Annotated in this window: 27 protein-coding genes; 13 read left to right on the top strand and 14 right to left on the bottom strand. The window is 68.4% G+C overall.

Annotated features, from left to right (window positions below; translation table 11 throughout):
• The first annotated feature begins 17 nt into the window (after window positions 1–17).
• Genes ACFSZT_RS09530 through ACFSZT_RS09515 form a run of 4 tightly spaced genes read left to right on the top strand, consistent with a single transcriptional unit; the run spans window position 18 to window position 4090 of the window.
• Window positions 18–1343, top strand: coding sequence for a helix-turn-helix domain-containing protein (locus tag ACFSZT_RS09530; RefSeq protein WP_377478219.1), 1326 nt, complete (start codon window positions 18–20; stop codon window positions 1341–1343).
• Window position 1344: 1 nt separating this feature from the next.
• Window positions 1345–2244: a phosphotransferase enzyme family protein gene (locus ACFSZT_RS09525; protein ID WP_377396461.1), complete on the top strand. Its 900-nt coding sequence runs from the start codon at window positions 1345–1347 to the stop codon at window positions 2242–2244.
• Window positions 2241–3530, top strand: a complete 1290-nt coding sequence (locus tag ACFSZT_RS09520; protein WP_377478385.1) for a helix-turn-helix domain-containing protein — start codon at window positions 2241–2243, stop codon at window positions 3528–3530. Before ACFSZT_RS09525 ends, ACFSZT_RS09520 begins: the two co-directional genes overlap by 4 nt.
• The gene (locus tag ACFSZT_RS09515; RefSeq protein ID WP_377396467.1) at window positions 3527–4090 is read left to right on the top strand and encodes a flavoprotein; all 564 of its coding nucleotides are present in this window, start codon (window positions 3527–3529) and stop codon (window positions 4088–4090) included. The genes ACFSZT_RS09520 and ACFSZT_RS09515 overlap by 4 nt, the downstream gene beginning before the upstream one ends.
• Window positions 4091–4108: 18 nt before the next feature.
• Here ACFSZT_RS09515 and ACFSZT_RS09510 read toward each other — a convergent pair whose 3' ends face one another.
• From ACFSZT_RS09510 to ACFSZT_RS09450, 13 genes are all read right to left on the bottom strand, one after another.
• Window positions 4109–4738 (bottom strand): PIG-L deacetylase family protein, encoded by a 630-nt coding sequence (locus tag ACFSZT_RS09510; RefSeq protein ID WP_377396471.1) that lies wholly within the window; start codon window positions 4736–4738, stop codon window positions 4109–4111.
• Between the two features lie 5 nt (window positions 4739–4743).
• Window positions 4744–5598 carry a 5'-3' exonuclease gene (locus ACFSZT_RS09505; RefSeq protein ID WP_377396474.1) on the bottom strand — a complete coding sequence of 285 codons (855 nt, stop codon included), beginning with the start codon at window positions 5596–5598 and terminating at the stop codon, window positions 4744–4746.
• Window positions 5598–6737, bottom strand: coding sequence for a glycosyltransferase family 4 protein (locus ACFSZT_RS09500; protein WP_377396476.1), 1140 nt, complete (start codon window positions 6735–6737; stop codon window positions 5598–5600). Before ACFSZT_RS09500 ends, ACFSZT_RS09505 begins: the two co-directional genes overlap by 1 nt.
• The gene (locus ACFSZT_RS09495; protein ID WP_377396479.1) at window positions 6730–7293 is read right to left on the bottom strand and encodes a phosphoribosyltransferase; all 564 of its coding nucleotides are present in this window, start codon (window positions 7291–7293) and stop codon (window positions 6730–6732) included. Before ACFSZT_RS09495 ends, ACFSZT_RS09500 begins: the two co-directional genes overlap by 8 nt.
• On the bottom strand, window positions 7290–8267 hold the full coding sequence (locus ACFSZT_RS09490) for a radical SAM protein (protein WP_377396482.1): 978 nt from the start codon (window positions 8265–8267) through the stop codon (window positions 7290–7292). The genes ACFSZT_RS09495 and ACFSZT_RS09490 overlap by 4 nt, the downstream gene beginning before the upstream one ends.
• Window positions 8264–9313, bottom strand: coding sequence for a glycosyltransferase family 2 protein (locus ACFSZT_RS09485; RefSeq protein ID WP_377396485.1), 1050 nt, complete (start codon window positions 9311–9313; stop codon window positions 8264–8266). Before ACFSZT_RS09485 ends, ACFSZT_RS09490 begins: the two co-directional genes overlap by 4 nt.
• On the bottom strand, window positions 9310–9771 hold the full coding sequence (locus ACFSZT_RS09480; protein ID WP_377396488.1) for a DUF6884 domain-containing protein: 462 nt from the start codon (window positions 9769–9771) through the stop codon (window positions 9310–9312). The genes ACFSZT_RS09485 and ACFSZT_RS09480 overlap by 4 nt, the downstream gene beginning before the upstream one ends.
• On the bottom strand, window positions 9768–10325 hold the full coding sequence (locus tag ACFSZT_RS09475; RefSeq protein WP_377396491.1) for a formylglycine-generating enzyme family protein: 558 nt from the start codon (window positions 10323–10325) through the stop codon (window positions 9768–9770). The genes ACFSZT_RS09480 and ACFSZT_RS09475 overlap by 4 nt, the downstream gene beginning before the upstream one ends.
• A gap of 5 nt (window positions 10326–10330) precedes the next feature.
• Window positions 10331–11104 carry a reverse transcriptase domain-containing protein gene (locus ACFSZT_RS09470; RefSeq protein WP_377396494.1) on the bottom strand — a complete coding sequence of 258 codons (774 nt, stop codon included), beginning with the start codon at window positions 11102–11104 and terminating at the stop codon, window positions 10331–10333.
• 206 nt (window positions 11105–11310) lie between these two features.
• Entirely contained in the window at window positions 11311–12015 is a 705-nt protein-coding gene (gene queC, locus ACFSZT_RS09465) for a 7-cyano-7-deazaguanine synthase QueC (RefSeq protein WP_377396497.1), read from the bottom strand.
• Between the two features lie 2 nt (window positions 12016–12017).
• On the bottom strand, window positions 12018–12506 hold the full coding sequence (locus tag ACFSZT_RS09460) for a hypothetical protein (protein WP_377396500.1): 489 nt from the start codon (window positions 12504–12506) through the stop codon (window positions 12018–12020).
• 151 nt (window positions 12507–12657) lie between these two features.
• Entirely contained in the window at window positions 12658–12975 is a 318-nt protein-coding gene (locus ACFSZT_RS09455; protein WP_377396503.1) for a hypothetical protein, read from the bottom strand.
• The gene (locus ACFSZT_RS09450) at window positions 12972–13343 is read right to left on the bottom strand and encodes a hypothetical protein (protein ID WP_377396506.1); all 372 of its coding nucleotides are present in this window, start codon (window positions 13341–13343) and stop codon (window positions 12972–12974) included. Before ACFSZT_RS09450 ends, ACFSZT_RS09455 begins: the two co-directional genes overlap by 4 nt.
• Window positions 13344–13911: 568 nt before the next feature.
• Between ACFSZT_RS09450 and ACFSZT_RS09445 the strand changes: the two genes are divergently transcribed.
• Window positions 13912–14394 (top strand): NUDIX domain-containing protein, encoded by a 483-nt coding sequence (locus ACFSZT_RS09445; protein ID WP_377478217.1) that lies wholly within the window; start codon window positions 13912–13914, stop codon window positions 14392–14394.
• 66 nt (window positions 14395–14460) lie between these two features.
• Here the strand turns inward: ACFSZT_RS09445 and ACFSZT_RS09440 are convergent, their stop codons facing one another.
• Window positions 14461–15105 (bottom strand): prepilin peptidase, encoded by a 645-nt coding sequence (locus tag ACFSZT_RS09440; protein WP_377393723.1) that lies wholly within the window; start codon window positions 15103–15105, stop codon window positions 14461–14463.
• A 260-nt stretch (window positions 15106–15365) separates the two neighbouring features.
• On the opposite strand from ACFSZT_RS09440, the gene ACFSZT_RS09435 reads away from it, so the two are divergent.
• The 8 genes from ACFSZT_RS09435 to ACFSZT_RS09400 all read left to right on the top strand — a co-directional run bounded on the left by ACFSZT_RS09435 (window position 15366) and on the right by ACFSZT_RS09400 (window position 22881).
• Window positions 15366–16234 (top strand): IS5 family transposase gene (locus ACFSZT_RS09435; RefSeq protein ID WP_377478175.1). Its coding sequence is split into 2 segments (ribosomal slippage): window positions 15366–15731 and window positions 15734–16234, totalling 867 coding nucleotides; the frame shifts between segments, so codons are not numbered across the junction.
• Window positions 16235–16558: 324 nt separating this feature from the next.
• Entirely contained in the window at window positions 16559–16915 is a 357-nt protein-coding gene (locus tag ACFSZT_RS09430) for a hypothetical protein (RefSeq protein ID WP_377393699.1), read from the top strand.
• Window positions 16909–17952, top strand: coding sequence for a hypothetical protein (locus ACFSZT_RS09425; protein ID WP_377393702.1), 1044 nt, complete (start codon window positions 16909–16911; stop codon window positions 17950–17952). Before ACFSZT_RS09430 ends, ACFSZT_RS09425 begins: the two co-directional genes overlap by 7 nt.
• 121 nt (window positions 17953–18073) lie before the next feature.
• Window positions 18074–18787 carry an SAF domain-containing protein gene (locus tag ACFSZT_RS09420; RefSeq protein ID WP_377393705.1) on the top strand — a complete coding sequence of 238 codons (714 nt, stop codon included), beginning with the start codon at window positions 18074–18076 and terminating at the stop codon, window positions 18785–18787.
• Window positions 18787–19626, top strand: a complete 840-nt coding sequence (locus ACFSZT_RS09415; RefSeq protein ID WP_110341329.1) for a chromosome partitioning protein — start codon at window positions 18787–18789, stop codon at window positions 19624–19626. Before ACFSZT_RS09420 ends, ACFSZT_RS09415 begins: the two co-directional genes overlap by 1 nt.
• The gene (locus ACFSZT_RS09410; protein ID WP_377393708.1) at window positions 19623–21071 is read left to right on the top strand and encodes a CpaF family protein; all 1449 of its coding nucleotides are present in this window, start codon (window positions 19623–19625) and stop codon (window positions 21069–21071) included. Before ACFSZT_RS09415 ends, ACFSZT_RS09410 begins: the two co-directional genes overlap by 4 nt.
• The gene (locus ACFSZT_RS09405) at window positions 21068–21991 is read left to right on the top strand and encodes a type II secretion system F family protein (RefSeq protein ID WP_377393711.1); all 924 of its coding nucleotides are present in this window, start codon (window positions 21068–21070) and stop codon (window positions 21989–21991) included. The genes ACFSZT_RS09410 and ACFSZT_RS09405 overlap by 4 nt, the downstream gene beginning before the upstream one ends.
• Complete coding sequence (locus ACFSZT_RS09400; RefSeq protein ID WP_137096846.1) at window positions 21988–22881, top strand: type II secretion system F family protein; 894 nt, start codon at window positions 21988–21990, stop codon at window positions 22879–22881. Before ACFSZT_RS09405 ends, ACFSZT_RS09400 begins: the two co-directional genes overlap by 4 nt.
• Window positions 22882–22927 lie beyond the last annotated feature (46 nt).

Genomic DNA, 22927 nt, shown 5'->3' with positions numbered 1-22927 from the left:
ACGAGTGAACGGGTGGAGTGAGGAAACACGTGGGGAAAAGGCGTGAAGCATTCGCGGCTCGACGCGAGGCGATGGGCTTCACCCAGGAGAGCCTCGCTGCTGCCGTCGGTGTGGAGTTCTCTACCGTTGGCCGCTGGGAACGCGGTGCCCTGACTCCTCAACCGTGGCGCAGGCCCCGCATCGCGACAGCGCTCGAAGTTCCCCTCGATGAGTTGGACGCCTTGCTCGGACAGGTCTCGGCTGACGCCCCGACGAATCCGTCACAGTTGAGCACCGGACAAGAAGTTCCTGGGCAATCCGGTACCTCGCTGGCGCTGCAAGGCTCCGCCTCCACTGGCGTGGCCGGTTACGACCCAACCGCGCATGTTGACGTAGGAGCTGGCCCGGCCGAGTTCCTCAAGCCGTTGACCTTGAACGTGCAGCCTCCCCGGCGTGTCGGGTGGGCCGAGGTCGAGCAGGTAAAGCTGATGACGCGCACGCTGGCCGCCAGCGAGAACCTCTACGGCGGCGGCATGGCCGGCGAGGCCGGGCTCGCTCACCTGCGGTGGGCCAGTCGCCTGCTGAGCTCCCAGGCCGACACCAGCGTCGAAGCAGGGATGTTCGAGGCGGTCGGGAACCTGGCAGGAGTCGTGGCCTTCTCAGCCTTCGATATCGGTAACCATGACGCCGCAGCACGATGCTTCCGTTTCGGCCTCTGGTGCGCAGAGCAGGGCGGCTCGTGGGAGCTACGTGCTGCGACTCTCGCCGACATGGCGCGCCAAGCCATCTACCTGGGCAATCTCGACGACGCTCTGTCGTTGATCGAGTTCGCTCAGGTCCGAGCTGACCGGCTGAGCGCCACCGCGCGGGCCATGATCGGCGTCGTCCGCGCTCGGTTGCTGGCGATCCTAGGCCGCCACGACGAAGCGCGAGCCGAGGTCGAGCGCGCTGACATGCACTTCGTTGGGCGTCAAGCGGCGACCGACCCGCCCTGGTTGGTCTACTACGACGAGGCTGAACACGCAGGCAGCAGCGCGCGAGCACTCACTCCACTCGCCATGGCCGACAAGCGGCCGGGTGATGCCACGGAGCGCCTCGAAACGGCGATCCGCTTGCACAGCGACGCCTACCCTCGCTCACGGGCATTCTCCAGAACGCGGTTGGCGACCTTGCACATGACGATCGGCGACCCGCGCGAGGCAGTCGACATTGGACAACAAGCCATCGCCGATGCCGCGATGTTGCACTCGCGGAGGATGAACGAGGAACTGTCCAAACTGGTACGTGCGTGCGAAGGTCACCTGTCAATACCAGAAGTGGCTGACCTCTCCGACTTCGCTGCATCGGCCATGACCAATGTCTGATGTGGACACCGAGCTGGTCCTCTCGGGAGATCCGCGTGACGTGCTAGCGGCAGCGGGCAAGAAAGCCGGTGTGCCAACCGCGAAAGCGACGTTGATCCGTGACGGCACGAACGTCATCTACCAGATGACCGGTGGTGTCGTTGCTCGTGTGGGCCCTCCAGGCTCGCAGCTTGTCGCCGCCCGTCAAATCCAGGCGTCGCGTTGGCTGGCTGAGGCCGGGATCCCCGTTGTGCGCGCCGTCGACGACATCGACCAGCCCACGGTTGTTGGGAACCGACCCGTCACATGGTGGGTAGAGCTTCCTGATCATCGCCACGCCACGCCGGCCGAACTGGGCGAGGTCCTCGGACGTCTCCACGCCCTGGAGATACCGAAGTCGACTTCGTTCCCCGCGGTCGACCCTTTTGAAGGGCTGCGCGAATCAATCGACGACGGAACCGTCCTGCCCGAGGATGACCGGGCCTGGCTTCGAGATCTCGCAGAGCAGCTGCGCAGCGAGTACTTGGTGCTGGTTCCAGGACTGCCTCGGTGCGTCATCCATGGCGATGCCTGGCAGGGCAACGTTGTTGCGCCCAGGGCGGGCGGCGCACCCGTGCTGCTGGATCTCGACCATGTCGGGATCGGACCTCCCGAATGGGACCTGGTCTCGTTGGCGGTCGACTACACCGACTTCGCCCGGATCACGGACTCGGATTATCAGGCTTTTGTGGACGCCTACGGCGGGTACGACATGACCGCCGGGCCTGGCTACCGCACCCTGGCGACGATCAGAGAACTACGGTGGACCGCCTTCGTCCTCGGCAAAGCCGCGACCAGCCCGGAAGCCTACGAACAGGTACGACACCGGGTGGCGTGCCTGCGAGGCGAGATCGAACGACCGTGGTCGTGGTCGGCGTTTTGAGTCGGCGGCCTCTGACTTACTCGTACATCGAACATCTGAGGTGGTACACGTTGGACCGGCGACAGGAACTCGCTGCTAGACGCGAGGCGATGGGCTTCACACAGGAATCACTTGCCCAGAAGCTCGGCGTGGAAGCCTCAACGGTCGGTCGGTGGGAACGTGGCACGCTCACGCCGCAACCGTGGCGTCGACCGAGAATCGCATCGGAACTCAAGCTCTCGCTCGCCGAGCTCGACGCGCTGCTCAATCCCTCGACATCCGGCGCCGCGCCTGCTGACGCCACGATCAGTCGACGTGACGTCATGCGGGATACAGCTCTGCTAACGGGCACGGTCCTTGCACACCGTTGGCTCCCCGCTGGCACCGTCGCCGAAGCCAGCTCCGATGGAGCTGCTTTGCAAGGTCTGCCCTCGACAACGGCGGCGGTGACGCGGTTGCACGAGACATATCAAGCCGCTCGGTACGCCGAGGTAGCCGGCGCGCTGTCCACTGTGGCAGACGCCATCACTGCGTTGATGTCCACCAGTCAGGGACAAGAACGACGCCAAGCTCTGATCCTGCGATGCAGTGCCGCAGTGGTGGAAGCGAAGCTGGCAACCAAAACAGGTGACGGCGCGGCGGCACGGGTTGCCGCCGAACGTGCGAAAGCGGCTGCCGACGACGCTGACGATCCGTTTGGACAGGCTGCTGCGGCGTACCAGATGACTTGCGCCTTGCTCAAGCTTGACCAAGCCGCTGTTGCGGAGGAACTCGCGGTCGGTGCAGCTGCGAGCATGACCGGCGATGATCCTCGCCGCATCAGTTGGGCGGGCGCGCTGACGTTGATCGCGGCGATCATCGCAGCACGGCGAAACGACCTTGCCACTGCCCGCGGGAGGCTGGACACAGCACAACGACTGGCAGACCGGCTCGGACGCGACACCAATATCGGCTATACGGCGTTCGGCCCCACTAATGTCACCATTCACCGCATGTCGGCGGCTGTGGCCTTGGACGACCCGTATCAACTGCTCGCCACCAGCGAACGACTCGATCTCATGCGTATGCCCACGGGATTGCGTGGACGGCGAGCCCAGTTCCACCTCGACAGCGCCTGGGCACACACACAGATCGACGAAGATGCCCTTGCGGTGCTGCACTTGCTGGAAACCGATCGGATCGCCCCCGAGATCGTTTACACCAGCCGTACGGCCCACAACCTCATCCGAGACCTGATGGCACGTGAACGGCGTCGTGACGTGCCCGGCCTGCGCGAACTAGCGATCCGTACCGGAGTAGCGGCGTGAGCCAGAACCGCGGCTCTGCCTACCTCGTAGTAACGGCCGCGCCGCCGGTGCTACGGATCGACGAGTTCGTTGCCCTGCTGTCCAAACAGGGATGGCGGGTGTCGTTGATCGCCACTCCCACTGCGGCCTCGTGGATCGACCTCGAAGCACTCGCTACCGAAACCGGATGCCTGACGCGGGTGACTGCACGTCCGCCAGGCCAACAGGACTCGCTGCCGACAGCAGACATCGTCATTGTCGCTCCGCTGACGTTCAACTCCCTCAACAAGTGGGCTGGGGGTATCAGCGACTGTGTGGCTCTGGGTGTGTTGAACGAGTTGCTCGGCGCCGAGATACCGATCATCGCCGCACCGTGCGTGAAAGCCTTGCTGCGCAAGCATCCCGCGTACGCCGACAGCGTAGAACGCCTCACACAGTGCGGAGTGGTCATGCTTGACCCCGATGCGGTCACCACACGCGCCGAAGATGGGCTTGCCGCCTTCGACTGGGCGCAGATCCTGTCAGCCGTGGCCGTGAGCACCAGCGACGAATCGCCGACCGGTTTACCGTCCGGCACATGATCGCGAGGCCAGTCGAGGTCACAGGGCTGCCGCGGCGGGCAGGCGTCCGAGGACGGGAAGCGGGACGAAGTTCTCCGCGTGGGAAGCGCTAATGCGTGCGCCCCATAGCCGGCCGAGGGTTTTGGCCATCGGCCCGAAGTGCTCGGCGATCGGCTGGGAGACATGGGCAGCCAGTGCGCGTTGCTTGGTGGTCCAGGTGCTGGTGATGTCGATGATGGTGTGAGCCGGGATAGGGCCGTCGAGCGTGAGGCCGTTGTAGGTGTCGGCGGCGTAGACCCGCTGAGGGTGTCCGGTGGCGATGACGACCTCGGGAAGTGCCTCCAGCACGGCTTCGGCAATGCGTCGGTGGTCAGGGTGCACATCGCGCAGGGGGTGGGTGAGGACGACTTCAGGGCGGGTGTCCAGCAGCAGCTCGCGTACGGCCGCCGCGGTGGGCTCGTTGATCTCGTGGAGCCCGGCGCCGAGTAGGGCGGCCCCGGCGACGGCCTCGCTGGCGCGGGGCTCCGGGTGGCGTGGGACGGCGATGGTGACGTCAGCTCCGGCGGCGGCGCAGAGAGCGAGCGTGCCGCCTGCCCAGAGTTCGGCGTCGTCGGGGTGGGCCATCACGGTCAACACCGAGCCGGGCGGGATGAACGCGGTCGCGGTCACCGGAGTCACCACAGCCCGAGCTTGTCGATGACCTCGGCGGGCGTGGGCAGAGTCCGGCTGCTGCGGCCGACAGGTAGCAGGGGCAGGTCGAGATCGGTGCGCATCCTGATCAGGTCGCGCCAGCCGAGGACCCGGTCCCAGGCTTCGACGACGGCCTTGCCCTTAGTGCCGATGAGCCGCCCGGCGTCGGCGAGCTGGTCGAGGGTGAGGCCGCCGGCCAGGAGCTTGGCGGCGGTGCCCGTCCCGACACCGCGCACGCCGGGAATGTTGTCGGCCGGGTCGCCGGTGAGGGCCCGGAAGTCCGCCCACTGGGTCGGCTGGACCCGGTAGCGGTCGAACACGGTATCGGGCTCGATGTGGCGGCGTCCTCGCTTCATGGCGGTGTTGAGCACCCGGACGTGGTCATCGATGAGCTGGTAGAAGTCGCGGTCACCGGACATGATCCACACCCGGCGCTCGGGGTCGTCGCGGCGGACGTGGGCAACGAGGGTGGCGATCACGTCGTCGGCTTCGGCCGTCTCGATCTCGATCCACGCCAGCTCGTAGGCGGTCAGCGCTTCCTGGACGTGCGGGATGGCGCGGATGGGTTTGAGCGCGGCTTCGTCGAGGACGCGGTTGGCCTTGTAGTCGCTGTCGGTGGCTTGGCGTTCGGCCGCGCCGTGCTGGCCGTCGAACACCACGATCACCTCGGGCGGCGCGGCGAACTCCTCGCGGATGGCTACGCGCAGTAGCGCGAAGAAGGCGAACTCGGCGGTCAGGTCGCGGGTCTTGTCGCGAGAGTGGATCGCGGCGGGGAAGCCGAAGGCTCCGCGCCAGAGCAGGTTGTGGCCGTCGACCAGCAGAAGAGGGACATCGTTCATCACCGCACCGCCTTGAGGAAGTCATGGGCGACTGTGGTGGGCAGATAGTCCCGCGAGCGGTAGTACGCAGCCCGTGATAGCGCTGCGTAGCGTACCGGATCGTCGAGGAGGACTTCGGCGGCACCCCACAGCCCGAACTCGCCGTGGGTGCGGGGCACCACGATCCCGCCCGCTCCCTCCCCGGTGCCGATGAGGGCGGGCAGGTTGTCCACGTCGAAGGCGACAACCGGGGTGCCCATGCTCATGGCCTCCAGGGCGATCAGCCCGAAGGTCTCCTTGATCGAGGGCACGATGACCACGGCGGCGTCGGCCAGCCACGGCTGGACCTGATCCCACGGCAGGCCGCCGTCGCGGATGCTGCCCATCAGCAGGTGGGCGGCAGAGTGGGCGCAGCGACGATATTCGGCCGTCTGTGCACCGGCAGCGTGCTCGAACCCGGCCTCGGCGAGGACGACCTCGATGCCGCGGTCGACGAGGCGGCCGACGTCGAGCAGGGCGCGGACGTTCTTCTCCGGGCCGAGCCGGGCCAGCACCCGTACCGGCCCGCCCTGCCGCAGCACCTCGCGCTGGCGGGCGTCGGGCGCGCCATGGTCGACGAGCAGCGCGTTGGGCACGGTCTGCCAGCAGGTGCTGTCGTAACCCCGGTCGTGGGCTTGGCCGAGGACCGTGGTCGACGGCGCGATCACCGCGTCGGCACGTTCCAGACCGGGCACGAGGTCCTGGTCGTGGCCGACGACATGCACCGCAAGCACCGTCCGCACGCCAAAGCAGGCTGGGGCAAGGCGCCCGAGTCCCCACAGGGCGTCGACGTAGACGGCGATGTCGACGCGGTGGTGGCGGAAGAGGGCGCGTAGGTCGGCGGCGATGATCTTGTCTTGGCCGTGGGTGCTGATCGCCTCGCGCAGTTCGTCGTCGTCGGCGGGGAAGGTGACGCCGACTGAGCCGAGCACCACCAAGTCCTCATCCACTTCGTCCTTGGTCGGATCGGGTTCGACGGCGGTGATGGTCAGGGCGCGGTGCCCGAGCTGTCGCAGTCCGCGGGCCAGTGCGGCGGTGGCACGTTCCATCCCAGCCGGCGCGTCACGGGTGTAGGACGCCAGGACGAATGCCACGGTCAGCGGCTTGATGGCGTCAAGCATGGCTGGTCACCCGGTCCGGGATCGGCATGTCGGTGGTCGGCTGGTCGGGGCGCTTCTCCCACGGGAAGCTGACCCAGTCCGACACGGTCCACACCGAGTAGTCCGGGCAGGTCTCGGCCCCGGTGTTCAGGCACAGCGTTGCGGTGATGACTCGGGCGTCCGGGGCGAGGACCGGGGTGAGCACATTGCGGAGCTTGCGCAGGGTGGCGCCGCTGCCGCATATGTCGTCGACGACGAGGATGGTGCCGTCGAGCTTGCGGCGGCCGAGGGTGCGGCGGAAGGCGTCGAAGTCGACGGTGACTCTGCCGGTGGCTTGGCGGTAGAGGCCGTCGTCGGCGTTGTGCCGGGCCTGCACGGTCCGGGGCTTCACTCCGAGACGGCCAGCGAGGACGCGGGCGGGAGCGACGCCGCCGTTGGCGATGCCGATGAGGTGGTCGACCTTCGGGTGGTCGCGGCTGATGGTGGCGAACAGCAGCAGGCAGGCATCGCTCAGGGCCTCGGGGGTGACCCGCCAGATGCGCTGGTGCTCGAACACACGCTGTGCGGTGCGGGTCATGCCGAACCGTCCCGTCCGGTCACGGCCAGGCTGACCGGCCCGGTCAGCGGGCGCAGGGCGGCGATGGCGGTGCTGTCCGGGGCGTTGCGCCAGACCTGCCCGTCGGCGCGCACAACGGTGAATCCGGCCGCGTCAGCGCGGGTGCGCAACCGAACCGGAACCGGGGCGGGGCCGAGCGCGCCGACCAGGTCGAGGGCCTCCTCATCGGGCACCTGTTCGACATTGGCAAGGGAGGCGCCTTCGCCGAAGGGCAGGTACTGCAGGACAGTCACGCCGTGGACGCCGAGCCGGTCGGCCAGCTCGACCAACGCGGGCAGACCAGCGGCGGTGGAGCGCATGAGCACAGCCTGGATCTGGGTGGGGATGCCGTGGGCAAGGGCGGCGCGGATGCCGGAGACGGCCTTGGCGAAACTTCCCTCACCGCGCCAGCGGTCGTGCCGCTGCGGGTCCGGGCCGTCGAGGCTGACCCTGATCGCGTCCACCCGGCGGGCGAGGGCTTCGGCGCGGCGGGGCAGGTGGGTACCGTTGGTGGTGACGCTGACCGCGCAGCCGCCGTCGACCAGCACATCGAGCAGGGTGGGCAGGTCCCGGATGAGCAGCGGTTCACCGCCTGAGACGTCCACGCCGAGCACCCCGGAGGCCGCGATCCTGGCCGCGACCTCGGCGCGCCCGCCGCGGCCGAGCTCCGGGACGGACTTGTCGTCCAGGCAGTGCGGGCAGGCCAGGTTGCAGCGCACGATCGGCGACCAGCACACGCTGACCGGCATCACGTCGCCCAGCCCACCGGGGTGTACCTCGGGCAAGGCCGCGATGCTCTCGTTGGCCAGGGTGGCGCGCCCGGTCAGGGTCGGCTCGCCGGTTCGGTGGGTCAGGCCGGTGAGTGGGTCGTAGACGACACCGGTCCCGCCGCGCGTGCCGCAGCCGACCCTCCGGCGCGCCGAAGCGCGGCCGGTAGTCGCGGTCGAAGTGATCATGGGCGTACCTCGCAGTGGGTGAGCAGAGTGTTCAAGGTGGCGATGAAGTCCTGGGTGCGGCCTCGCGGGGCGGGCAGGTCAAGCAGCTCGCGGTAGCGGGCGAGGGTGCGCGGCCAGCCGGCGAGCTTGTGCTGCCACTGCTCGGCGGCGTCCGGTGGGTCGAGGTGGAAGCCGACGACCTGGCGCAGCGGGATGACCAGCAGTCCGGCGGCGATCAGGCACGCTCCGAGGTAGGTGTCCTCCATGCCCCACCCGAGGCGGCCGAACTCCGCGTCGAAGCCCCCTACGTCCAGCACGGCGGCGCGCGGTACCGCGACCAGGGCGGTGACGACCATGCGGGGCAGGTCCCAGTCGTAGTAGGACTGCCCGTACCCGAGGTCGATGAAGTCGTGGGTGTCGTCGAGTGGCCGGCCGTCCAGCGGCTCGGGCAGCGTGATCCCGCTGTAGGGCAGCACGGTGTTCGGCGGTGGCCGCCACACGACGCGGTGGTCGGCCGCGAGGTTCGGGATGCGCCCCAGGATGGCCGGCTCCTGGGAGTGGACCTCGTAGCGCAGGTTGTGGCGGAACCCGACCAGCACGCTGGTGTCGGTGGCGCGGGATGCGACGTCAGTGATCACGTGTGGAGGGATCACCATGTCGCCGTCGAGGTAGAGCACCGTCTGCCCTTTCGCCAGCGCTGTGCCGACGTTGCGGGCGGTGGCCGCGCCCATCCGCTGTGGCAGCCGCACCAGCCGATCGACCACCCGGTGCCGAGCGGCGACCTGGGCGGTGTCGTCGGTGCTGGCGTCGTCGACGACGATGACCTCGAACTCGTACTGGTGGTGTTGAGCGTCCAGGGCGTCGAGCACCGTGGGCAGGCTGTAACCGACTTGGTGGGCGGGGATGACCACCGAGATCGTCCGTGCGGACGCCAGCCAGCAGTCCGACGGGGTGGGCTGGTGCCAGCTGATCCCGTCGGCGAGGGCCTCCCAGGCATGGGTGCTGGAGCTGTGGTTGTTGCCGTGCCGCAGCAACTCCTCCTGCAGCGGCACGGAGTTGTCGGTCATAGCCAGCCCCACCGGGACAGCACTGCGCTTGCGCTCAACCAGTCGGTCGGTTCCGGCAACAACGTCAACTCCAGCGGCGGCACGTGGTCGAATAGGCACTCGGCGGCGATCACGTAGAGCGGCTCAAGGACCACCAGCACCTGCCGCAGCGCCTTGCCGCGCAGGTCGGTGGCCAGGCGCGAGGCCACCCGAGCCCGGAGGGCTTCGGCCTCGTCGCGGCTGCGCAGCTTGTGGTCGTAGGTGCCGACCAGGTCCTCGGGGTGCAGCAGACCGTGTTCCGCGGAGAGGATCCTGATCCGTGCTTGGTAGTCGGAGGCCAGGTGCTCGCGCAGGAGAGGCACCAGCGCGCCCTGGTACAGCTCCAGCGCCGGAGTCGGGTCGGTGGTGACGAGCTTCTCGCGGCTGCAAGAGACGATGACCAAGCCCTGCTCGGGCTCGATGGCAGCGGCGAGCGTCATGGTCGGCGCACCACCCGAAGCCCGATGCCCTCCGAGGCCAGCTCGGCGGGCGCGGCGTTGAGGAACGTTGACCGTGCGTACAGCGGGTGCGAGGCGTAGGACCCGCCGCGCAGGACCGCCCCGTTGCCCATCGTCGAGCGGGCGGTCCACTCCCACACGTTGCCCGCTACGTCCAACAGTCCTTCAGGGGTGGCGCCGGCAGGGTGGGCGTCGACCGGGCTCGTGGCGTCCAGCCCTGAGCCATTCAGGTTCGCCAGCTCCGGGATCCACTCCTGATCGCCCCACGGCCAACGGCGGCCCGTGGGCCCGGCCGCCATCCACTCCCATTCCGCCGAGGTCGGCAGCCTGCCGCCCAGAGCGTGCGCGACCTGAACGGCCTGAGCGTGCTTGAGGCCAGTGACCGGGTGCAGGCCGCATGTGCCGGTGCGTCCGCCGTGCAGTTGGGCGTAGGTGATTGGAGTGCGTGTCCACAGCAAGGTACCGATCTCGACCGGTCGGGCGTCGTCGCCGAACGCGCAAGTCCCGCCAGGCACCTCGGTCCACTCGATGTTCACCTCAGTCAGCCCCCGATCAGGAAGAGGTCTTCGACGTTCGCGCGTGGCCGCACCCGGCTCTTGGACTCGTTGGGACGGAGCCCGAACTCGGCGAGCGCGGCACTGATGACCGCGAAGGCGTCCCGTGCTTCTGCCTCGTCGGCGGAGAAGACCGCGTAGTTGTCGGCGAACCGCACCACCCGCAATCCGTCCAGCAGCGCGTCCGGCCTCGACAGGCGCAGGTTGATCAGCATCGGTGCGAGTCCCGACCCAGGAGCGATTGGATGCGGCATCGCGGTCAATGCGGTGCGCACACGGCCGAGGAAGGTGCCGTCGTGGACGTGCTGGGCACACCAGTCCACGACCTGGTCGACTGTGACGCCCTCGGACACCGAGGCCACGTCCACGTCGGCCACCGCACGGAAGCCGGCTTCGGCGTGGGCCGCGGCGTGCCGCAGCGCGGTGATGCGGTTGCGGCGAGGTCGGTAACCCGACACCCAGTCGCGCAGCACGCGGGCTTCGAGAATCGGTTCGATGGCGTTGCGCAGTGCGCGGTGTACGAGCCGGTCAAGCAATGTGGGGACGCAGACCACCATCGACTTGCCGGTGTAGGTAGGAAACTGCACCTCCCGCAGCGGACCTGGTCGCCAGGCGCCATCGGCCAGTTGGTGTGCCAGCCGAGGCAGCAGTTCGCCGGAGCGCCGACGCAACTCCGCCAGGGTCATCCGGTCCACGCCGGGCGCCGAAGTGCGCCTGCCGCACTGCCGCAAGGCCGTTCGCAGGTGCTTCTCATCCAGCATCGGCATCAGCGAGTGCGCTTGCGGGCCGCGGGGTGGCGGCGCGGCGCGGCGGTGCGCTAGCGTCGGCGCCGCTTGGGCGGCAGGCACGATCCCCCGATCACTGACGTCAGGCTCGCAACCCAACACGCGCGAGCTGTGACCCGAGGAAAGACGGCCCCGCTCAGGCCCGGCTCCGGAAGCGTCTACGTCCACGGTCGTCACGCCCTCTACGCGGCCCGGTACACGGTGGGGTCGGTGATGTCGTTGCCACGGAAGGCTTCCCGCCGTTCCGTACAGGTCCCGCAGGTGCCGCAGTGCACGTCCTGACCGCGATAGCACGACCACGTTCGCGCGAACGGCACTTCCAGTGCTTCCCCGAGCCGTACGACGTCGGTCTTGGACAGGGTCAGGAAAGGTGCGAGCACCTGGAAGTCCGGCACGAGTAGGCCCTCGTTGGCGGCCTGCGCGCTGCGGGCGAACCGCTCGACGAACTCGGGCCTGCAGTCGGAGTAGATCGTGTGGTCTCCGGCGTGTGCGCCGAACGCCACCGCGTCGGCCCGGACGGCGATGGCGACCGACACGGCGACATCGAGCATGATCGCGTTGCGGTTGGGCACCACCGTGGCAGCCATCGACTCATCGGTGTAGTGCCCGTCCGGTACTGCCACCGAGGCGTCAGTCAGCGCGCATCCGGTCAGCAACGCGCCCAGGCTGGTCAAGTCGATGATGCGGTGTGGACTGTCGAGCAGTTGCGCGATCTCGGCGGCATGATCGAGCTCAATACAATGCCGCTGTCCATAGTCGAACGACAGCAACGTTAAGCGGGCGTGTCGGGCCGCCAGCCAGTAGGCCAGGACCGTCGAATCCAGTCCGCCGGAGGCGATCACGACGACGTGTTCGGGGTGCCGGTGCTCGGCCTGGGCAGTCGACATGCTCACCACGCCCGTGACAAGGTGCGCCGGACAGCACCGACGACGACACCCCAGGTCGGCAACTCCAGACCGGCCTCGGGCCACGCCAGCCAGCGCAGTCCGCCTTCAGTGCAACCGAAGGCGGGCAACGGGATCGTCGTATCAGACTCATACCAACCGACCTGTATGGACACCAGGTCGGCGATGGTGGACTCCCGCATGCGCGTGCGGGGCTGAGTCAGGAAGATCCAGTCGTCGGGCTTCGTGCCTGGTACGCCGGGCACGACGATGATCGGGGCCGTGAGAATCGCTTGGACGAGTTGATGGTTTACCTCGTCGCCGAGCCCGGCCCGCATGACCAGCGCGTCCACAGTGTCGCCCAGACGCAGCCGAACTTCGCCGGTCGACGGCTCGATGGTGGTCGGCCAGCTGAGAAACTTGGTGTACTGCGACTGCGAACTTTCGTGAACCGCTTCACGCTGCTGAACGTCAACTGCTGTGGCGGTGGTCATGGTTGTGCTCCTTACTGCAAGGGATGGTGCGGCGGAGCCGGAGTGCCTCAACGGGAAAACCCCAGCTCCGCCGTGATCGAGGAGGCGGTGGTGACACCGCGCGAGATCGCGCCGGACGACAGGCGGGCGAGGCAATTCAGGTCAGGCAACGTCAGGCAATGCTCGGAACTGCCTGGGAAGTGCCGGGTTTATGCGACGCCTTGATGTAGGCCACCTCATGCGGCTTCGCTTTCTCGAATGAAACCCAGGCCGTGTGTGTGCCAACCGTCTTCAGCGCGTGCACGAGTACCGGCGACGGGTTTTGGTCCGGCTCGCGCCAATGCCTTCCGACGCGCGGCAACTTGGCAGGTCGGTGCCTGCCAGTGGAAGTCGCATCGGAACGACGGCGCTGCCGGAAGGCGCGGCACAGCAGGCAACTGACGAACACCACGGCGGCGATCGCGGTGATCACCGGGGCAAGTGGGATCATGCGATCTCACCTCGCAGGGCGGGGATCGCGGCGGAACCAGGTATCGGGGTCGTGATTCCGCCGCGACATGGCGGTGAAGCAGGGCGCCCCGCGACGGCTGGGGGATGACCGCCGCTGTACTGCTTCACCGTGCTCGCCGTGCCGGTCTCCTCGGAGGCGCCAAGTCCACCGGGGGCCGGGGTGGCGGCCACCTCCTTGGCCTTGGTGAAGACGGAGCGGAACTGCTCGGCCTCGGCAGCGTCGAGCGAGGCTGCCTCACCCGCGGGCGCCACCACTACGACCTCCGAGCCGCGCACGATCACCGTCAGGCTCCGAGAGCGGCCGGCGACATCGCGGCACGTCACCGCCCAAGGTCCGCGGTCGTTCATCGTGCGTCACCGCCTCGTGCGGTGGCCCAACTCCGTACCCACACCGGCTGCACGAGGAAACGCGGCACAGCGAGCTTTGCTTGTGGGCATCGCGGAACCGAAAGTTCCGCGAATCGCTGGGAGAGTTTCATCATCTACTCCGATACTCAGCGAGTCCCGATTTACTTATGTCCCGAACTTCTGCTACTCCCATAGCGTCGAGCGTTTAGTCGTTCGCTCGGCCAAGCCGGGCGACCGGCGGGCTCTAGCGGCAACGGTGCTGGTAGAGCCGCTGCGAACCCGCCAATGCAGCTAAACGTCCGCGGCCCGACACGAACCAGAGCGCGGGCGTGGCGGCCATGGGGCGTGCACGGGGCGGCAGGTGTCATGACCTGCGGAAATCCCGATCGAGCACGGTTGTGCCGAATGGGTGAAACCGCGCAATACTCTGGGTACTGGCCGCAAAAAAGCGAGACACCACGGGGCGATTTGTGATAACTGGCGCCCACTTGAAGCAGTTGACCGGAGGCGGGTGCGCGGTACCCCTCTCACGGTGATATCTCGGGCTACCAGTGTCATCGTGGCCGGTATGACCGACGACGAGGCCCGCTTCGCCTACCTGGCGGAGGGCAACGCCAAGCAGGCTCGCAAGCGTGTGGCCGCCGACCTGCTGATCCGTGACGAAGCCGGACGCATCCTGTTGGTGAACCCCACCTACAAGGAGAATTGGGACCTGCCTGGCGGCATGGCGGAAAGCAATGAACCGCCGAAGGCGGCGGGCGAGCGCGAACTGGCCGAGGAACTCGGGCTCACCGTGCTCGCTGGCCGCGTCCTACTTCTGGACTGGATCGGACCTCACGGCCCGTGGGATGACCAATTGGTGTTCATCTTCGATGGAGGAACGCTGTCTGCCACGCAGGTGGAGACCATCAGCATCTGCGATCCAGAGATCAGCGAGTTCGCGTTCGTCGAACTTGCCGAGGCGAAGGCCATGTTGCGGCCCGACATGGCGCAGCGACTGGCCCGTGCGCACGATGCCCTCGCCACAGGCGCCACGGACTATTCCGAGTGACACGCCCGGCTCCAGCGCTGGAGATGCGTTACCAAGCGGCGGTCGACAGACCGCCCGTGGACGCCGTCAATTCGTCGGTTGGATGAGCACCGCCGCGAAGGCTCCGATGATCAGGAACGGGCCTAGCGGCACGTCACGGCCAGTCCTCGATCGCCGAGCGATACGCAGCACGAGCAGAGCGACGGCAGCGCTGAACCAACCGAACAGCGTGCCGCCCAGAACCGCCGACCAGCCTGCCCACCCGAGAGCAAGGCCCAGAAGGGCGCCGAGTCGGAGGTCTCCGCCGCCGAGCTGGCCAGGCTGAAGGAAATAGAGCGCTCCGTAGAACGCGAGTAGCGCGAGCATGCCGGCCGCGGAGCGAATGAGCGGGTACGCATCGCGATTGAGGACGGCGGCGAGGCTGAACAGCGCGGCCAGGATGATTCCGCTGGGCCAGATCAGCTTGGTGGGCAGCATGCGGGAGTTCCAGTCCACCGCGGCGAGCAAGACACCGGCAGCGGCGAGCCAGGAGTAAGCGAACAGGTCAGGTTCCGCGCCGATGCGCCAGGCCAGCGCCGAGAACAGGGCGGCGGTGACTACTTCCAGAACGGTTGGTGGCGCCAGCCGATCGCACGTCGCTGGGAGGATCGAACTCCGTTGGACGGCGATGCGCAGGATGCTGGCAAGTACGAGCCCTACCAGGCCCCAACCGGCGATGCTGACCGGCGTCACCGTGAATCTCGTGCCGCTCGTCGGTTCGCACGAGTGACAGAGTTCGTCAACGATCTACCCCCTGTAGCCCCCTAGTTACGGCTTTCCGGTGTAGTGAACCTACTACGCAGCGCCATTTGGACACGCTGTCATTAGCCCATTCGGGTGAACTTTGACCAGTTTTCGCTGTTCCGACACCTGTGTCCCTTCATAGGGACATTGCGGTCTCCTAGGGCGTGTCCTGTAAATGATCTAGCTGCGGATGGGGTTTGATCTTGTCCGTGGTTGGTCGGGGTGAGTTGACGGATCGGGCCTGGGCGCGGATTGAGCCGCTGCTGCCGGCGGTGTCGGGGCCGGGGCGGCGGTGGCGGGATCACCGGCAGGTGATCAATGCGATTCTGTGGAAGCTTCGGACCGGCGCGCCCTGGCGTGATCTGCCCGAACGGTATGGGCCGTGGAAGACCGCCCATGAGCGGCTGCGGTTGTGGACCAAGGACGGTACCTGGCAGCGGATTCTGGACGAGGTGATCGTCAAAGACGACGCTGTCGGGGACGTGGAGTGGGTGATCAGTGTCGATTCCTCGGTGGTCCGGGCTCACCAGCATGCTGCGGGAGCCCGGAAAAAGGGGGCTGCACGCCCGCCATCGAGGCGATCGCGGTCGACGGCGAAGGACTCGGACGTTCCCGCGGCGGATTGAGCACCAAGATCCACCTCGTGGTCGAGGGACGCGGGCTGCCCATGCGGGTTGTGCTCACCCCGGGGCAGGCTGGTGACAATCCACAATTGGTGCCGCTGCTGGACGGGATCCGTGTCGCTCGCACCGGGCCTGGCCGCCCACGCCGCCGTCCCGAGGTGGTGATCGCGGACAAGGCCTATTCGCACCCCTCGACCCGCCACGCCCTGCGACAACGCCGGATCCGGTTCGTCAGCCCCGAACGCGACGACCAAATCGCCCGCCGCGCCGCGCACGGCTCACGGGGCGGACGCCCGCCCGCCTTCGACGCCGAGTTGTACAAGCAGCGCAACGTCGTCGAACGCTGCTTCAACCGGCTCAAACAGTTCCGCGACCTAGCCACCCGCTACGCCAAACGCGCCGCCTACTACCAGGCAGAACTCACCATCGCCGCCATCATCCTCTGGCTACGATGAATTGCAGGACACGACCTAGGGGGCGGCAGGTAGACGTGAGGAGTACCACACTAGATCGAAAGGAATTTTCGCAGATCCGAGGGGGTGCACGTGGTCGGGGGCAACGTACACGGCCGCAACGGCCGGCGCAGGGTGGGACTGGCTCTTGTTGGACTCGTTGCGCTGACGTTGGCGGCCTGTAGTTCGAATCCGTCTTCGACGCCTGGGGGCACGACTGGGGCGGCAACGCCGCCACCAACGACCAGCCCTCCGCCGTCGTCGGTCTCTCCGGCGGACGCGGCGCGTCAGCAGGCGACGGCTGCCTACACAGGCATGTGGCGGCAGATGGCCAAGGCCGGTGAGACCGGAGACTGGCAGTCGCCCGAGCTCGCGAAGTACGCCACCGGCGACGCGCTCGGGGTGATCAATCGCAGCCTGTACACGGACCACCTCAATGGTGTGGTGACGAAGGGCGAGCCGAAGACGAACCCCGAAGTGTCCAAGGTGGAACCACCGGACAACCCCACCACGGTCATGATCTCGGACTGCGGAGACGACAGCGGCTGGCTCAAGTACAAGAACGGCCAGTTGGTCAACGACACACCGGGCGGGCGACGCTCGATCACCGCGGAAGTCAAGAAGCAGCAGGACGGCACGTGGAGGGTCACCCGCTTCGCAGTAGAGGCGGTGGGCTCGTGTTGAAACGTTTAGGAGTCGTTGCCGGCCTGTCTGCGGCCGTGCTCGTGGCGACCGCGGTACCCGCGTTCGCGGACGGCGGCTGGGGATTCACCGACTGCAGCCAGTACCCCAACCCTGGTTGCGAGCTCGGCGCAGGCAAGAACCCTCGGCCTGGAACCGGTAACCAGGGCAACGGAAACGGCAAGCCCAGCAACCCTGGCCAGACCAATCCCGGCACGGGGCAGGCCAACGCCAACGGCGACACGATCATCGGCGGCAACAACAATCTGGCCCAGTGCGGCTATGAACGCAGTGACTATCAGGGCCCGCCGCCGGGAGGCGCGCAGCCGGCGGCCTTCCACGTGCCGCCCAAGTCGGGTGCCGTCACCGCGGTGCCCGCGGTGTACCGGCCGCAGCGCGAGCCGGCCACCGCGCAGTTCGCGGTCGCGCAGCCGCGGTTCGCACAGGCCCAGCCGCCGTCGGGTGCCTGGTACGTCTACAAGTGCACTGGGCCCGGTTTCGCGGATGCGCTGTACCGGCCGCCGGTGTGGATCGCGGACGGCCAGCCTGGCCCGGTGCCGTTGCCGTCGCCGGCTGAGCTCGCGGCGCAGGCGCGGAACCAGTTGCGGCTGCCTGCTCCGAAGATCGCGGCGAACCCTGCTGGTGACCAGCTGGTTAGCCTGCCGACCTGGTTGTGGCTGGACCGCAGCAGCTGGGGCGATGTCTCGGCTACCGCGTCCGTGCCGGGCGTGTCGGTGACCGCGGTCGCGAGGCCGACCTCGGTGACGTGGTCGATGGGTGACGGTGGCTCGGTGACCTGCACCGGTCCTGGCTCGCCGTTCCCCGCTGGTGGTGATCCGAAGAGCGCCTCGCCGGATTGCGGCTACACGTACAAGACGTCCTCGGCCGGGCAGCGCGCCGACGCGTTCCCGGTGACCGCCACGGTGAACTGGACCGTGACGTGGTCGGGCGCGGGCCAGGGCGGCACGTTCCCGAATATGACGACCTCGGCGTCGGTGGCGTTCCGTGTGGCGGAGAGCCAGGGAATCGCGACCGGCTGAACCGAAGCCTCCCGCCTCACGAGGGCGGGCGTGCACAACGAAACAACCCTGTTGAGAGCAAGGCACGTCGAACACCCGAGTCGACGCGTCGCGATGGCGTCATGCCTGAAGGAGGTCGGTGGTGACCACTACCGCAGGTTCGACCAGCACGGACACGACGACGCAGAAGCCGGCGTCGCCGAACGCGTGGGCTGGCCGTGACGGCAAGACTCCTTCGCGCTTGAGCGGCAGCGGTCGGCGCCGCAGCGTGCCCTACCTGCTACTCGGTGTCCTGTTGGTTCTGGTGTGCGCGGCCGGCGGTGTGTTCGCCGGAATGCAGCTGGGCGAGCGGGAAAGCGTTCTCGCGCTGGCCCGTCCCGTTGCCGTAGGCCAGATCCTCACCGCGCAGGATCTCAAGCAGGTCAGCATGGCGGCGGACTCCGGTATGGACGTGCTGCCAGCATCGGCTGCGTCCACAGTGGTAGGACAACCGGTCGCGTTCAGCCTGCCCGCTGGCTCGCTCATGACCCGATCTGTCCTCGGGACACCGCAGATTCCCGCGCAGGGCAAGGCAATCGCCGCTGTGGGGCTCAAGCCGGGACAGTTCCCGCCCGACCTGTCGCCCGGCACCACCGTCGCGGTCCTCATCACGCCAGGGCAGGGCACGACGACAGGGACGTCGACCGGCTCCGGACAGACGTCGTCGTGGACCGCGGTGGTGACCGGTATTGCCACGCGCGATACCGAGCAGACCACGGTGGTGTCGCTGCAACTGTCCGAATCGGACGCTCGCGCATTGGCCTCGGCTCCGGCGGGGCAACTCAGTCTGGTCGCGATCGCGGGAGGAGGCCGCTGATGCTCATCGCCGTCTGCTCGCTGAAAGGGTCGCCGGGTGTGACCACCCTGGCGACCGCGCTCGGGGCCCGTTGGCCGGGCCAGGAGAACCCGATCGTGGTCGAGGTCGACCCTGCCGGCGGTGACCTGATGGCCCGCTTCCGGTTGCCCGACACACCGGGTCTGGTCAGCTTGGCCGCGGCGGCACGAGGCCGCAGCGGTGCCGATCCGAATCTGCTCGTCCAGCACACGCAGCGTCTCCCCGGTGGCCTGCGGGTGGTGCTCGGCCCGGTCGGTGCCGAACAAGCTCGCGCCGCCCTGACGGTGCTGGCCTCGGGCCCGTCCTCGCCGCTGCGTCGGGCCACAGACCAGCCGGAGACCACGGTCATCGCCGACTGCGGCCGGGTCGATCCGGACTCACCCGCTTTCCCGATCATCCGCAGCGCGGACGCGATGCTGCTGGTCGCCCGCCCACATGACGACGAGCTCGCGCACGTCGCGCTCAAGCTGCAGGCCGCCCAACAGTGGTCACGACGCCCGTGCTTCGTCCTGGTCGGCGACGGCTACCCGACCGCGGAGGTCTCCCAGGCGCTGCGCATCCCGGTGATGGGTCGCGTGCCGCGCGACGACAAGGGCGCCGCGGTGCTCGGTGGCCAGGGCACCGGCCGACGTGGGCCCGACAAGTCCGCGCTGGGGCGGGCTGCCGCCAGGATCGCGCTCAACCTTTATGCGCACGGGCACCAGCCGACCGGCAACGGCGCCCGTGCCCCGCACCTGCGGCTGGCAGTTCCGGGTGAGCCGGTCTCGGGTGCGGCGCTGCAACCGCTCGGGCCGCAAACCCGTAACGGGGCGACGCCATGACGCGGCCTGACGTCGGTGATCCGCGCCTGGCGGCGTCGACCAACGGCGCCGGCCCGAACCTGGCTGCCCAGCACACGCCTGGACCGGCGGATCTGCCACACCGGCCCGCCGGGGAAGCCGCCGCGGTGGAACGGCTGCGGCAGCACCTGCGCGAGGAGTTGTCCACCCAACTCAGCAGGCGCATCCGGGCTGATGAGACTGCCGGCCGCCCGCCGATGGACGCCCCAGCACGCCGCCGGCTGGCCGAGGCGATCCTGACCGACGCGGCCGAGGCGCACGCCCAAGCCGAGCTGCGCAACTCCGCCACCGGCGGGATGCTCGTGGCGCCCGAGGTCGAGCAGCGCCTGATCCGCCAGGTCCTCGACGAGGTCTTCGGCCTGGCCGGTCTGGAACCGCTGCTGGCCGACACCGACATCGAGAACATCAACATCAACGGCGACCGTGTCTTCGTCAAGTACGCCGACGGCCGCCGCAAGCGGTTGCCCCCGGTGGTCGGCTCGGACACCGAGCTGATCGACCTCATCCGCGACCTGGCGACCCGCTCCGGGGTGGAGGAGCGCCGCTTCGACCGCGGCAGCCCGATCGTGAACTTCCAGCTGCCCGGTGGCGAGCGTGTCTCGGCGGTCATGGCGGTCACCGCGCGCCCGTCGGTGTCGATCCGCCGGCACCGGTTCGCCAAGGTCACGCTGGCCGAGCTGCGCGAGAACGGCACCATCGACGTCGCGCTGGAGAGCTTCCTGAAGGCCCTGGTGCGGGCCAAGCGCAACGTCCTGGTCACCGGCGGCACGGCGATCGGCAAGACCACCCTGCTGCGCGGCCTGGCCTCGGCCATCCCGTCGTGGGAGCGGCTGATCACCATCGAGGACGTCTTCGAGCTCGGCCTCGGCGAGGACGCCGAGGCGCACCCGGATGTGGTGGCGCTGCAGGCCCGCGAACCGAACATCGAAGGGCAGGGCGAGATCTCGCTGTCGGACCTGGTGTGGCAGTCCCTTCGGATGAGCCCGGACCGGGTCATCGTCGGCGAGGTTCGCGGCCCGGAGGTCATCCCGCTGACCAACGCGATGTCCATGGGCAACGACGGCAGCATGGGCACCCTGCACTCCTCCAGCAGTCAGGGTGCGTTCACCAAGCTGGCTGCCTACGCCGTGCAAGGCCCCGAGCGGTTGCCGATGGAAGCGACCAACCTGCTCGTCGCCGCGGCGCTGCACTTCGTGGTGCACCTGGAAAAGCCCCGCGACGACCCGAGCAAGCGCGTGGTGTCCTCGATCCGGGAAGTCGTCGGCGCCGACGGCGCACAGATCATCAGCAACGAGGTCTGGCGCCCCGGCCCGGACCTGCGCGCCGTACCGGGCGCACCGCTGCGCACCGACACCGTCGACGTGCTCGTCGAGGCGGGCTACGACCCGGACCTGTTCGAGCGACGCGAAGGGTGGTGGACGCCATGACCACGACCGCCGCCCTGTTCGGCCTGCTCGGCGCCGGCGCGGCCGTCGGTGTCCTGCTCATCGTCGCCGGACTGCGCGGCCGGCCCGCCCGCGCGGCGACGCCCTCGCGGCTGAGCGCCTGGCTGGCCGCACGGCACGACCGCAGGCGGGTCGGGTGGCTCGTCGTGGCCGTGCTCGCCGGCCTGGCCGTCGGCGCGGTCACCGACTGGGTGGTCGCCGCCATCCTGACCGTCCTTGCGGTCGTCGGCCTGCCGCGGATCCTTGGCTCGAACGTCGACCACAAGCGTCACCTCGAACGCATCGAGGCGATCGCCGGCTGGACAGAGATGCTGCGCGATACCCTGGTCGCCGCGGCCGGTCTGGAACAGGCCATCCTCGCCACCGCCCCGGCCTGCCCCGAGGCGATCCGCGAGGAGATCACCGAGCTGGCCGTCCGGCTGGAACGCGGCGAACGTCTCGCGCCGTCGCTGCGTCACCTCGCCGACCAGCTGCGCGACCCCACGGCGGACCTGGTGATCTCCGCGCTCGTGCTGGCTGCCGAGCACCAGGCCCGCCAGCTCGCCGACCTGCTCGGCGAACTGGCCAGCGAGGCCCGCGAGCAGGCGTCCATGCGGATGCGGGTCGAAGCCGGCCGCGCCCGCACCCGGACCAGCGTGCGCGTCATCGTGATCACCACACTGTCCTTCGCGATGGGTCTGGTGCTGCTCAACCGCGGCTACCTCGCCCCGTACGATTCCGCGTTCGGCCAGATCATGCTGCTGCTCGTCGGCGCGCTGTTCGCTGCCTCTTTTGCTTGGCTGGCAAGGATTGCGCGGCTCCGCGAGCCAGAGCGCTTCCTCACGGAACTGGCCACGATCCGGCCCCACGATGCCGACGTGGACGTCGATGACCTGCTCACCGGGAAGGGAACGTCGTCATGATCAGCGCATTGCTGTGGGGCGCCGGGCTCGGCGTCGGATTGTGGGCGCTGGTGGTCTACGTGTTCCCGCCCCGGCCGCCGCTGCGAGCGCTGGTCGACCGGCTGCACGCGACCCCCGCGCCACCGCCGATCCTCACCGCGGACTCCGACGGCTGGGCCCTGCGCGTGGGCCGCCCGTTCATCAAACCGTTGGCCGCGCTCGGGTTGCCCAACCGCAAACTCCGCAACGACCTCGCGGTTACCGGCAAGAGCATCGAACACCACCTGGCCGAGAAGGCCACGTTGGCGCTGACCGGGCTACTGCTGCCGATCCTGATGCACCTCCTGCTCGTCGTGGCCGATGTCGGTCTCGGCTGGGAAGTCCCCGCGGTCGCCAGCCTCCTCTTCGCGCTCGGCGGGTTCCTGCTCCCGGACATCAGCGTCCGGCAGGAAGCCGAGCGGCGCCGCTCCACCTTCCGGCATGCGCTGTCGGCCTACCTCAACCTGATCCGAGTCCTGCTGGCCGGCGGCGCGGGAGTCGACGGTGCCCTGTCAGACGCGGTCGGTATCGGCAAAGGCTGGGCCTTCCAACAGCTGCGCCGCGCACTCGTCACCGCCAAGCTGACCCGCACCACGCCGTGGTCCACCCTCGGCCAGCTCGGTACCGAACTCGACGTGCACCAGCTGTCCGAGCTCGCCGCCTCGGTCAGCCTCGCCGGCACCGAAGGCGCCCGCGTTCGCGCCAGCCTCGCGGCCAAGGCCGCGGCGCTGCGCACCCGTGAACTCACCGACGCTGAAGGCGAAGCGCAAGCAGCCACCGAACGCATGAGCCTTCCCGTGGTGATGCTGTTCGGCGGATTCCTGATTTTCATCGGGTTCCCAGCCCTCGCGAGCGTGCTGGGAGGTCTCTGAGTTCCACAAGAACTGTCCATACCGGACCCCGAACCACGGGGGAGAA

Origin of the sequence: Prauserella oleivorans, assembly GCF_042685745.1 — a bacterium.
GTDB classification, from domain to species: domain Bacteria; phylum Actinomycetota; class Actinomycetes; order Mycobacteriales; family Pseudonocardiaceae; genus Prauserella_A; species Prauserella_A oleivorans.
The sequence above is the reverse complement of the archived record's forward strand: the minus strand, read 5'-3'. Positions and strand labels throughout refer to the sequence as shown.